Raw genomic sequence first — 12415 nt, 5'->3', positions numbered from 1 at the left:
ATGACGCAAACGAACGTGACATTCGAACGGCACTTGCTCGGACTGAAGCAGCTCGATAAGGAAGAAATCGTAAGCATTCTCGACCGTGCCGCCCACTGGGAGCGGCAGCCGAATAAAGTGACGCATCTGCTCGAAGGCAAATTCGTCGCGAACATGTTTTTCGAGAACAGTACGCGCACCCGCTTCTCTTTCGAAGTGGCGGAGAAACGGCTCGGTGCGCAAGTGCTCAACTTCTCGGCCGCGGCTTCGAGCGTGGAGAAGGGCGAATCGATTTACGACACGGTCCGCACCCTGGAATCGATGGGGATCGACGCGGGTGTCATTCGAATGAAGCCGATCGGCCTGCTGGCCGAGCTCGCGGAGAAAATCAAAGTGCCGCTGATCAATGCGGGGGACGGCAACAACGAGCATCCGACCCAGGCTCTGCTCGATCTATATACGATGCGCAAAACGTTCGGGGAAATCAAAGGACTGACCGTTTCGATCATCGGAGACATCATGCACAGCCGGGTAGCAAGATCGAACTTGTGGGGACTGCAAAAGCTCGGAGCGAACGTGAAATTTTGCGCGCCCGACAATATGCAATCTCCGGAGCTCGGCGAGCATGCGCCTTACGTATCGATAGACGAAGCGCTGCAGGCGGACGTTGTCATGATGCTGAGGGTGCAGCTGGAGCGGCATGACAAAGGATTTATCCGATCGGCCGAGGATTACCGGGAGCATTACGGGCTAACGGTAGAGCGTGCCGGCATGATGAAGCCGCATGCGATCATTATGCATCCGGCTCCGGTAAACCGGGGCGTCGAAATCGACGATGAGCTGGTCGAGCACGAGAAATCGAAAATTTTTACGCAAATGAGCCATGGAGTGCCGATCCGCATGGCGGTTATCGAACGGGCGCTGGCTTAAGGACAAACCGATCAATTGCAGGAGGCGAACCATGGGAACTTGGATTATAAACGGAAGCGTACCGGTGCGGGGCCAAAACCGGCTGGAGAAAAAGCATCTGCTGATCGAAGACGGCAAAATCGCGGCGATTCGCGACGACGCAGCCGAAGGAGCGCCGGACACGAGCGGCCATGAGACGATCGATGCCGCCGGCAAGCTGGTCTCGGCCGGGTTTATCGATATGCACGTCCATTTGCGCGAGCCGGGCTTCGAATATAAGGAAACGATCGCGACGGGAACGCGTTCGGCAGCCCGCGGCGGGTATACGACGATCGCCTGCATGCCGAACACGAGACCGGTCATCGACAAGGTTGAAACGGTCAACTACGTGCTGGACAAGGCGGAGACCGAAGGTATCGTACGGGTGCTCCCTTACGGGTGCATTACGAAAAACCAGCTCGGCCGCGAGCTGACCGATTTCTCCGCGCTGAAGGAAGCGGGCGTCGTCGGATTCACGGACGACGGAGTCGGCGTGCAGAGCGCGCAGATGATGAAAGACGCGATGGCGCTGGCGGCATCGATGAATATGACGGTTATCGCCCACTGCGAAGATAATACGCTTGTCGAGGGCGGAGCGTTCACGGACGGCGAGTTCGCCCGCAAGAACGGTCTGAAAGGAATTCCGAACGAGTCGGAAGCGATCCACGTCGGCCGGGATATTCTGCTCGCGGAAGCGACCGGCGTCCACTACCACGTATGCCATGTCAGCGCCGAGCAGTCGGTGAGGCTGATCCGGCACGGCAAGCAGTTCGGCATCAAAGTGACTTCCGAGGTTTGCCCGCACCATCTGCTGCTGTCCGATGAAGACATTCCGGGGATGGACGCGAACTGGAAAATGAACCCGCCGCTCCGAACGCCGAAAGATGTCGAGGCGGTAATCGCCGGTCTAGAGGACGGCACGATCGACATTATCGTGACCGACCATGCGCCGCACAGCGAGGAAGAGAAGGCGCGCGGCGTACAGATGGCACCGTTCGGCATCGTCGGCTTCGAGACGGCGTTCCCGCTGCTGTATACCAAATTCGTACGTACCGGACGCTGGACGCTCGAATTCCTGCTGGACCGGATGACGTCGAAGCCGGCCGAGCTGTTCGGACTGCCTTGGGGCGTTCTCGAGGTCGGACGGGAAGCGGACTTGACGCTAGTCGATCTGGAGACGGAAAAAGCGGTCGATCCGGCGCAGTTTTTGAGCAAAGGACGCAATACGCCTTTCACGGGCTGGAAGCTGTTCGGCTGGCCGTCGCTCACGATGGTGGCCGGCAAGACGGTATGGAGCGAATAACCTCCGATAGAATAGATGACAGAGCATGAGAAGCGTTTTAGACACCGAAGTAACGCCACTGGCAGCAAATCGATTGGAGGAATGAAAAGGATGCAAGCAAGATTGTTATTGGAAGACGGCACGCTTTTCACGGGCAAGGCATTCGGCAGCGAAGGCGAATCGACCGGCGAAGTGGTGTTCAATACCGGAATGACCGGTTATCAGGAAGTGTTGTCCGATCCGTCCTACTGCGGACAAATCGTTACGATGACGTATCCGCTCATTGGCAACTACGGGATTACGAGAGACGATTTCGAATCGATCCGCCCGTTCATCCACGGCTTCGTCGTACGCGAGCATGAAGAGGTGCCGAGCAACTGGCGCACCCAGTACACGATCGACAGCCTGCTGAAAGAATACGGCATCGTCGGCATCAGCGGCATCGACACCCGCATGCTGACCCGGATCATCCGCCATCACGGCGTCATGAAAGGGATGATCACCACTTCGAACCGGCCGGTGGAAGAGATGCTGGAGCAATTGAAAGCAACCCGCCTTATTACCGACCAAGTATCCCGCGTCTCCACCAAGAGCGTATTTGGCTGCCCGGGAACGAAGGAACGCGTCGTGCTCGTTGACTACGGTGCGAAGAGCGGCATTATCCGCGATTTGACGAAACGCGGCTGCGACGTCGTCGTCGTCCCTCAAGATGCGACCGCCGATCAGATCCGCCGCCTGAATCCGGACGGCATTCTGCTCTCGAACGGCCCTGGGGATCCGAAGGACGTTCCGCATGCAGCGGCCATGATCGCCGAGCTGCTCGGCGAATATCCGATCTTCGGCATTTGCCTCGGCCACCAGCTGTTCGCGCTCGCTTGCGGCGCCGATACGGAGAAGCTGAAGTTCGGTCACCGCGGAGGCAACCACCCGGTCAAGGACTTGATCTCCAACCGCTGCTACATTACATCGCAAAACCACGGGTATACGGTAAAGGAAGAATCGATCGCCGGAACCGATTTGATCGTGACGCATATCAACAACAACGACAAAACGATTGAAGGCTTGAAGCATAAAACACACCCGGCTTTCTCGGTGCAGTACCATCCCGAAGCGGCCCCGGGACCGTTCGACTCGAGCTACTTGTTCGACGACTTCATCACGATGATCCACAGCTTCAAGGAACAAAATCCCCGCGCGCCGAGACAAGCCGAAATCGTAGCTGCGCGCGGAGGTTCGGCCGCATCGCAACGGAAAGGGGAACTCGCATATGCCAAAAAATAAAGCGTTGAAAAAAATACTCGTCATCGGCTCCGGACCGATCGTCATCGGTCAGGCCGCAGAGTTCGACTATGCCGGAACGCAAGCGTGCGAAGCATTGAAAGAAGAAGGCATGGAAGTTGTCCTCATCAACAGCAACCCGGCCACGATCATGACCGACACGAACATGGCCGACAAAGTATACATCGAACCGATTACGCTGGAATTCGTCTCGCAAATCATTCGCCAAGAGAAGCCGGACGGCTTGCTGCCGACGCTCGGCGGGCAAACCGGCTTGAACATGGCGGTCGCTTTGGCGAAGGCGGGAGTGCTCGAGAAAGAAAACGTCAAGCTGCTCGGTACGCAGCTCACATCGATCGAGAAAGCGGAAGACCGCGACCTGTTCCGCGACCTGATGCGCGAGCTCGAGCAGCCGGTACCGGCGAGCGTTATCGTTACGACGGTTCCGCAAGCGGTAGATTTCGCCAACGAGATCGGCTACCCGATTATCGTACGTCCGGCTTACACGCTTGGCGGTACGGGCGGCGGCATTTGCAACACCGAAGAGGAACTCGTCGATATCGTTGCTTCCGGTCTTCGCTATAGCCCGATCGGCCAATGTCTAGTAGAGCGCAGCATCGCGGGCATGAAGGAAGTCGAATACGAAGTCATGCGCGACGCGAACGACAACTGTATCGTCGTCTGCAACATGGAAAACTTCGATCCGGTAGGCGTTCATACGGGCGACAGTATCGTCGTAGCGCCTAGCCAGACGCTCTCCGACCGCGAATACCAAATGCTTCGTTCGGCATCGCTGAAAATTATCCGTGCACTGAACATCGAGGGCGGCTGCAACGTGCAGTTCGCGCTGGACCCGCACAGCTTCCAATATTACGTAATCGAAGTAAATCCGCGCGTAAGCCGCTCTTCGGCGCTCGCTTCGAAAGCGACCGGTTATCCGATCGCCAAGATGGCGGCCAAAATCGCCATCGGCTACACGCTCGACGAGCTCGTAAACCCGGTTACCGGACAAACCTACGCTTGCTTCGAGCCTACTCTCGACTATATCGTATCGAAAATACCGCGCTGGCCGTTCGACAAATTCACGAGCGCCAACCGCAAGCTCGGCACTCAAATGAAAGCGACCGGCGAAGTTATGGCTATCGGCCGCACGTTCGAGGAATCGATTCATAAAGCGATCCGCTCGCTCGAAATCGGCGTACACCGCCTGTTCTTGAAAGGCACCGACCTGCTCGATACGGAAACGCTGGAAACGCGTCTGCGCAAGCCGGACGACGAACGGCTGTTCCTGATCGCCGAAGCGTATCGCAGAGGCTACACGCTTCAGCAAATCCAGGACTTGACCAACATCGACTGGTGGTTCCTCGGCAAGCTGGAAGGACTGCTTCAGTTCGAATCCGAGCTTGAGGGCGAGCTGACGAATGAATTGCTGCTCGAAGCGAAGCGCAAAGGCTTCACCGACCGCGCTATCGCCGAAATCCGCACGCTGGCCGGAGCCGACTCCTTTACGATGGAAGCGGACGTCCGCACCTACCGTTTGCAGCAAAATATTAAACCGGTATACAAAATGGTAGATACGTGCGCGGCCGAGTTCGAAGCGACCACGCCTTACTACTACTCGACCTACGAAACCGAAGACGAGGTACTGGAAACGAGCAAGGAGAAGGTCGTCGTTCTCGGCTCCGGACCGATCCGGATCGGACAAGGGATCGAATTCGATTATTCGACGGTTCATGCGGTATGGGCAATCCAAGCGGCCGGTTATGAAGCGGTCATCATTAACAATAACCCGGAGACGGTTTCGACCGACTTCAGCACATCCGATCGACTGTACTTCGAACCGCTGTTCTTCGAAGACGTCATGAACGTCATCGAGCGGGAGAAGCCGATCGGAGTTATCGTCCAATTCGGCGGCCAGACGGCAATCAACCTGGCGGCTCCGCTGACCAAAGCGGGCGTCCGCATTCTCGGCAGCAGCTTGGAAAGCATCGACACGGCCGAAGACCGCAAAAAATTCGAAGCGCTGCTGCGCGAGCTGAACGTGGCCCAGCCTCCGGGCGGTACGGTCACCTCGGTGGACCAAGCGGTCGGCACGGCTTCGCAATTCGGTTATCCGGTTCTCGTCCGGCCTTCTTACGTGCTCGGCGGACGCGCCATGGAAATCGTCTATTCCGATTCCGAGCTGCTCAGCTACATGGAGTACGCGGTCAAAATCAATCCGGAGCATCCGGTTCTGATCGACCGTTATATGCTCGGTAAAGAAGTGGAAGTCGACGCAATCTGCGACAAGGAAACGGTCCTCATTCCAGGTATTATGGAACATGTGGAACGCGCCGGCGTCCACTCCGGTGACTCGATCTCGGTGTACCCGCCGCAGACGATCTCCGAAGAGCTGAAGCAGAAAATCGTCGACATTACGATCAAAATCGCCCGCGCGCTCGAAGTGGTCGGTCTTGTCAACATCCAATTCGTCATCTACAAAGACGAAGTGTACGTAATCGAAGTCAACCCGCGTTCGTCCCGGACCGTTCCGTTCTTGAGCAAAGTGACGAACGTTCCGATGGCGAATGTCGCGACTCGCGTCATTATGGGCCAGAAGCTGGCGGATATGGGCTACGAGAACGGGCTGTGGCCGGAAGACGACCATGTTTCCGTCAAAGTTCCGGTATTCTCCTTCGCCAAGCTGCGCCGCGTAGAGCCTACGCTCGGTCCGGAAATGAAATCCACCGGCGAAGTCATGGGCCGGGATCTGAATTTCGCCAAGGCGCTATACAAAGGCTTTATCGGCTCCGGCATGAAAATTCCGCCGACCGGCGCGTTGATCGCGACGATTGCCGACAAAGATAAAGAAGAAGCGATCGAGCTGTTCCGCGGGTTTTACGATCTGGGCTACAAAATCGTCGCTACAGGCGGTACGGCCGACGCGCTGGAGAAAGCCGGCTTGCGCGTGGAACGCGTCAACAAGCTGAGCGAAGGCTCGCCGAACATTCTCGACCTGATCCGCAACGGCGAGGCGCACTTCGTCGTCAACACGCTGACGAAGGGCAAAACGCCGGAGCGCGACGGCTTCCGCATCCGCCGCGAAGCGGTCGAGAACGGCGTCGTCTGTATGACATCGCTCGATACGGTACGCGCCTTGCTGCATGTACTCAATACGATCAACTTCTCGTCGCGCGCGATGCCGTCCGGGCTCACTGCGGCCGGGAAGTAACTCGCAAAAGAATAGTGTGAACTTCATGAAGCCGGTTTTCCGACAAAGCATGCATGTCGGAGACCGGCTGTCATATGACCATAAACCCGTTTAGGAGGGCTTCAGCCTATGAAAACGACAAGCAGTCCGGTGGAGCGGATCATCGTCGCTCTCGATTTTCCCGATTCGGTTGGGGCGGAACGTCTGCTCAAGCAGCTGGAAGGCATTCCTTGCTACATGAAGGTAGGAATGGAGCTGTTCTACGCGGCGGGGCCGCAGTTCGTCCTCAAGCTGAAGGAAGCGGGCTATAACGTATTTCTCGACTTGAAGCTTCATGACATTCCGAACACGGTAAAAGGCGGATCGGCCAGCGTAACCCGTCTCGGCGTAGACATGTTCAACGTACACGCCGCAGGCGGACGGGCGATGATGGAAGCGGCGCGCGAAGGCGTCGAGCAGGCGATGTCGGGAAGGCCGGGCGCAGCCAAGCCGCTGCTGATCGGCGTAACGCATCTGACCAGCACGAGCCAGCAGACGCTGAACGACGAGATTGGTATAGCCGGTCCGATCGATGAGGCGGTGCTTCGTTATGCCGCGCTTGCGAAGCAATCCGGCCTGGACGGCGTAGTCGCTTCGCCGCTCGAAGTGACGCGGATCAAGGAACGGTGCGGCGAATCGTTCGCCACGGTGACGCCCGGCATACGCCCGGCAGGCTCGGCAGTCGGCGATCAGTCGCGAATCATGACTCCGCAAGAAGCGTTCGCGCAGGGGACAGACTACATCGTAATCGGACGTCCGGTTACGGCTGCCGCCGATCCGCGGCAGGCGCTTGAGCAAATCGTCGAATCGATAACCGGTTAAGGAGAGGATCAACCTATGACTTTGCGATACTTGGACGAACAAATTTCCGAAGCTTTGCTTGAGATCGGCGCCGTCAGCTTGCGCCCGAGACAGCCGTTTACGTGGACATCCGGCATGAAATCGCCGATTTACTGCGACAACCGGATCACGATCTCCCATCCTTCCGTGCGCGATCTGATCGCACTGGGCTTTGCCGAGATGATTCGCGAGCGGTATCCCGACGCGGAAGTTCTTGCAGGCATAGCGACCGGGGGTATCCCTCATGCGGCCTTCGTCGCCCAGAAGCTGAACCTGCCGATGATTTACGTGCGTGACAAAGCGAAAGGCCACGGCAAGGAAAACGTAATCGAAGGCGTCGTGAAGCCGGGGCAAAAGGTCGTCATGATCGAGGATTTGATCTCCACGGGCGGCAGTTCGGTTAAAGCGGCGTTGGCCGTACGCGATTCGGGCGCCGACGTTCAAGGCGTCATCGCTATCTTCAGCTACCAGCTTGAGAAAGCGGCGCAAAATTTCGGACAAGCGAACATCGAGTACGACTCGCTCTCCAACTACACGGCGCTTGTAGACGTCGCCTTGAAGCTTGGCAAAATCCCTCAAGAAGACGTGGAGCTGCTGAAATCGTGGCGGACGAATCCGGACGGTTACGGAATTTAATCGAAACGGTAATCAGGAGAAAGCGGCGGGACACCAGGAGTTATTCTTGGTGTCTTTCTGTTTGTAATCATGCAAACGGGCCGGCCTGAACATTGGTCAAAGGCGAAATCGGGCGGTTCAGATTGCTAACTGAAGTTTGGTTTCCGCTATTTTTCCTGAGGGGAAGGGTCGGTTCCGCTATTGTGGCGAACGTGGCATTTTGACTGGCAGAAGGGAACAACCAGTTCCGCTAAATAGGCGAATGGTCACGAATAGGGTGTGTTCTAGAGCCAATAGAGGAACTGGAAGTTCCTTAAACGTCGGTTTTATGTATCCTTTTCGCTAATAACGGAACTAATCCTTCCGTATACCATGTGTGACTACCAAGAAAACGCTTTACAACATACCAAATTAACTTTATCATTAAAATAATACTTCCGCATACGATCGAGACGTACCCTTAAGGGGTAACACTGCAAACGTTCGGCGGGATCCGCATATGCAATGGGCAAACAGACGCTTACGCGAGCGAGCGGAGACGAATACGCCGGAATGATACGATGAGAGGATGGGATTCGAATCAGCCGGAAAATCGGAATGCGCATACCCGGACAGCTTGCTGCGCAAGGCTTCCCTCATACGGTACAGTGGGCTGCGAAAGTCGGACTTGAAGTACTGGATGTCGGAGCGTTGACGCCGGAAATGAAACAGTTGTGCGACGGCAGCGGACTGCAGATCGGCTCGGTCGATGCCAGAGGAGTCAAGGAGCTGCTTAGCAAGGACGACCGGAAACGGGAGGAGGCGTCGATCGCGATCAAGCGGCAGATTGATGAGATCGCTTCCATCGGAGCGAGCCTTTTGTTCATGTGCCTCGTGTCCGAAGACCTTTCCATGCCCCGCCGCGAAACGTTCGAGCTGTGGAAGGACACGTTTCCCGAGCTTGTGAAGCATGCGGAGCAGAGAGGAGTTTATATCGCAATCGAAGGCTGGCCGGGACCGGCTCCGTACTACCCGACGATCGGATGCACGCCCGAGATGTGGCGCGCCATGTTCGAAGCGGTCCCGTCCCGGCATTTCGGTCTCAATTACGATCCTTCGCATCTCGTATGGCTCGGCATCGATTATTTGCGCGCTTTGTCCGAATTCGGCGACAGGGTGAACCATTGTCATGGCAAAGATACGCAAATGCTTGCAGAGGAGCGGTTCGCCTCCGGCATCCTCTCTCCGACATTTGGCGTCAAGTACAGCTATTCGGGCGGTTTCTGGAGATATACGATACCCGGAGACGGCGTGATCCGTTGGGATCAAGTAGCGGAGGGGCTGGACCGTGCCGGCTACAAAGGCGCCATCTGTATTGAATTGGAGGATCACCACTTCAAAGGCAGTCTCGAGAAAGAGCAGCTCGGTATTCAGAAAGCATATGAGCATCTTGTTCGCTACTTCCGTTAAAGCTCCTAATTTGATAGGACAACCGAAAAGGAGAGTTCCGATGGAACCGATCGTGCAAATATCGCTGGACGTTACAACCATAAGAGAAGCGCTCGAAATAGCGGAGATTGCCGTAGAAGCGGGCGTCGACTGGCTGGAAGCCGGAACGCCGCTGCTGCTCGGCGAAGGACTTCATGCCGTCGCGGCTTTGCGCAAGGCGTTCCCGCATCATCCGATCGTGGCCGATTTGAAGACGATGGACGGCGGTTATTTGGAAGCGGAGATGATGGCGAAAGCGGGTGCCACGCATGTTGTCGTGATGGGCGTGGCGCATCCCGCGACGATTCGGGCGGTCGTCCGGGCGGCGAAACAGTACGGCATCGCCGTCATGGGAGATATTATGGCCGCCCCCGATCCGGTCGCCTGCGCATTAATGCTTGAGGAGAACGGCGCGGACTACATTATCGTCCATACCGGGTTCGATGAGAGAGGGGAAGATCCGGCGAGAACCCCGTTCGATCATCTTCATCGGGTGGTCAGTGCCGTCCGGGTACCCGTTCAGGCGGTCGGGGGATTATCGATCGCGCAGGCGGCCGAAATGCCGAAGCACGGCGCTCCGCTCGTCGTGCTGGGAGCCCCTCTCGTGATCGACAAGAAGGTGTTCAAGCCGAGTACGAACCGCGATGAGCTGTTCCGCATTTTGCGGCAGGTCGTGGCGGAAGTGAAAAGCGGGCGGAAAGCGGGGGAAGCGGGTTGAAGGCGGTAGTCAATTATGCGGACGGACCCGGTAAAGTAGAGCTGCGCGACGTCGCCGCGCCGCGGATCGAAGGTCCGAAAGATATCATTATCCGAGTGATGGCGGCAGGCGTATGCGGCAGCGATCTGCATATGTACCATAATTCGCAAGGATTCCCGGTCAACCGCCCTGTGACACTGGGGCATGAATACTCCGGCATCGTCGTGGAAACCGGACCCGGCGTTACGCTGTTCCGAGTAGGGGATCGCGTAGTCAGCGAGACGCCGGCTTATGTATGCGACAGCTGCGTCTACTGCCGTACCGGACTCTATAATTTATGTCCGGATAGGAGAGGGTACGGCGTGCTGGAAGATGGCGCGATGGCCGAATATTTGCGTTCCCGGGAGGCGATCTGCCATGCCATTCCCGACAACGTCTCCTTCGAAGCGGCGGCGATGACAGAGCCCGCATGCGTGGCTTACAATGCAGTCGCTTACCATTCGCACATTCGTCCTGGCGATGATGTCGTCGTATTCGGTCCCGGTCCGATCGGTCTGATGGCCGTTCAGGTGGCGAAGCTGTATTCCCCCGGAAGAATTACCGTCGTAGGAACAAACAGGGACAAAAGCCGGCTGGAAGTCGCCTGCCGATTCGGGGCCGATCAAGTTCTCGTAGCGGAGGAGACCGATGTTGCAGCCGAAATCCGCCAATACGGTGACGGTCTGGGCCCTGACCTAGTGCTCGATGCGGTCGGTATTTCCGTTACGCTGAAGCAGAGCATCGACCTCGTAAGGCCCGGCGGACAAATTACGAAAATCGGCTGGGGGCCGGCACCGGTTGGCTTCTCGCTGGATCCGCTCATTCAGAAGGCGGCCCGTCTGCAAGGCTCGTTCAGCCACAATTGGCCGATGTGGGAAAAAGTGCTGCTGCTTATGGCGAGAGGCGAGCTAGATCCGCTGCCGATGACGAAATCGTATCCGATCGACGATTGGAAGCGGGCGTTCGACGAGATGGACTCTCTCGCCCATGCCAAATCGATCGTGCTGCCCCATGCCGGGGCGGCAAAGGGGGAGCCGGCTTGAAGCGGGGGAGCGGCACGGCGAAAATAGCGGTTTTTCCGAAAGGATTCATGAACGAGCTCGTCGACGGCTCGATGAGCCTGTTCGAATGGATCGAGCAGGCGGGGACGCTGGGGGCGGACGGTCTGGAGCTGTACCCGTTGTTTCTGGAACGGACGGATGAGTCGTATTTGCGTCAAATCAAGGATGCGGCGTCCCGACAATGCCTGGAAATTTCGATGATGTGCTCGTCCCCCGATTTCACTCATCCGGATCCAGCCTATCGCGACAACGAACTGAGCAGGATGAAGGAAATGATCGAGGTGATGGCGTATCTAGGACCGCCGGAATTCCGCAGCTGCCGGGTATTGTCCGGACAGAACCGCCCAGGTGTAAGCAGGGAGGACGGTATCCGGTGGACGGTGCAAGGAATCGAAGCATTGCTTCCGTACGCGGAGCGCAGGAGCGTCCACCTCGTCATGGAAAACCATTACAAGGACGGCTTGTGGCAATATCCGGAGTTCGCGCAAGCTTCCGACCTCTATATGGAAATCATCGGGCAAATATCGTCCCCTTGGTTCGGAGTCAATTACGATCCGTCCAATGCGATCGTGGCCGGAGAAGACCCATTGGAGCTGCTGGACAGGGTGAAGGATCGTCTGCTGACGATGCACGCGAGCGACCGGTATTTGAAGGAAGGCTATACGCTGGAGTCGCTGAAGCATTACTCGCTTAAGGGCTATTCCGAAGCGCTTGCTCACGGGGTTATCGGCAAGGGGATGAACGACTACGACCGTATTTTCGGCGTGCTGCGCCATACGGTCTTCCGTAACTGGATTTCCGTCGAAGACGGGGTGAACGGGTTGGAGGAGATGGCGGAATCGGTCCGTTTTTTACGGAGGAAGGTCGGCGAGTATTTGTCGTGATGAGGAATCGGTCTCTCCGTAATGGGGGACCGGTTTTATTTTTGTTTAGGAAATTATGCGAAGCCAATTTCTGTGGATAACGGGGGCTCCCCCAGA

At 57.0% G+C, this 12415-nt stretch carries 10 protein-coding genes; all 10 read left to right on the top strand.

All coding sequences use genetic code 11. The features are described from left to right. The 10 genes from FE783_RS25325 to FE783_RS25280 all read left to right on the top strand — a co-directional run bounded on the left by FE783_RS25325 (position 1) and on the right by FE783_RS25280 (position 12319). Positions 1-909, top strand: coding sequence for an aspartate carbamoyltransferase catalytic subunit (locus FE783_RS25325; RefSeq protein ID WP_138882176.1), 909 nt, complete (start codon positions 1-3; stop codon positions 907-909). Positions 910-940: 31 nt separating this feature from the next. Then, positions 941-2230, top strand: a complete 1290-nt coding sequence (locus FE783_RS25320; protein WP_138882175.1) for a dihydroorotase — start codon at positions 941-943, stop codon at positions 2228-2230. 90 nt (positions 2231-2320) lie between these two features. Further along, positions 2321-3490, top strand: coding sequence for a carbamoyl phosphate synthase small subunit (locus tag FE783_RS25315; protein WP_138882174.1), 1170 nt, complete (start codon positions 2321-2323; stop codon positions 3488-3490). After that, positions 3477-6698 (top strand): carbamoyl-phosphate synthase large subunit, encoded by a 3222-nt coding sequence (carB, locus tag FE783_RS25310; protein ID WP_138882173.1) that lies wholly within the window; start codon positions 3477-3479, stop codon positions 6696-6698. Before FE783_RS25315 ends, carB begins: the two co-directional genes overlap by 14 nt. 108 nt (positions 6699-6806) lie before the next feature. After that, the gene (pyrF, locus tag FE783_RS25305) at positions 6807-7538 is read left to right on the top strand and encodes an orotidine-5'-phosphate decarboxylase (RefSeq protein WP_138882172.1); all 732 of its coding nucleotides are present in this window, start codon (positions 6807-6809) and stop codon (positions 7536-7538) included. Between the two features lie 15 nt (positions 7539-7553). Beyond that, positions 7554-8192, top strand: a complete 639-nt coding sequence (gene pyrE, locus FE783_RS25300; protein ID WP_138882171.1) for an orotate phosphoribosyltransferase — start codon at positions 7554-7556, stop codon at positions 8190-8192. A 576-nt stretch (positions 8193-8768) separates the two neighbouring features. Next, positions 8769-9620, top strand: coding sequence for a sugar phosphate isomerase/epimerase family protein (locus FE783_RS25295; RefSeq protein WP_238403253.1), 852 nt, complete (start codon positions 8769-8771; stop codon positions 9618-9620). A gap of 40 nt (positions 9621-9660) precedes the next feature. Then, the gene (locus FE783_RS25290) at positions 9661-10356 is read left to right on the top strand and encodes an orotidine 5'-phosphate decarboxylase / HUMPS family protein (RefSeq protein WP_138882169.1); all 696 of its coding nucleotides are present in this window, start codon (positions 9661-9663) and stop codon (positions 10354-10356) included. Further along, complete coding sequence (locus FE783_RS25285) at positions 10353-11417, top strand: zinc-binding dehydrogenase (RefSeq protein ID WP_138882168.1); 1065 nt, start codon at positions 10353-10355, stop codon at positions 11415-11417. The genes FE783_RS25290 and FE783_RS25285 overlap by 4 nt, the downstream gene beginning before the upstream one ends. Then, on the top strand, positions 11414-12319 hold the full coding sequence (locus tag FE783_RS25280) for a sugar phosphate isomerase/epimerase family protein (RefSeq protein WP_238403252.1): 906 nt from the start codon (positions 11414-11416) through the stop codon (positions 12317-12319). Before FE783_RS25285 ends, FE783_RS25280 begins: the two co-directional genes overlap by 4 nt. Positions 12320-12415 lie beyond the last annotated feature (96 nt).

It is taken from the genome of Paenibacillus mesophilus (genome assembly GCF_005938385.1).
Classification (GTDB): domain Bacteria; phylum Bacillota; class Bacilli; order Paenibacillales; family NBRC-103111; genus Paenibacillus_AB; species Paenibacillus_AB mesophilus.
Note: the sequence above shows the minus strand (reverse complement) of the source record. Positions and strands in the feature narration are given on the sequence as shown.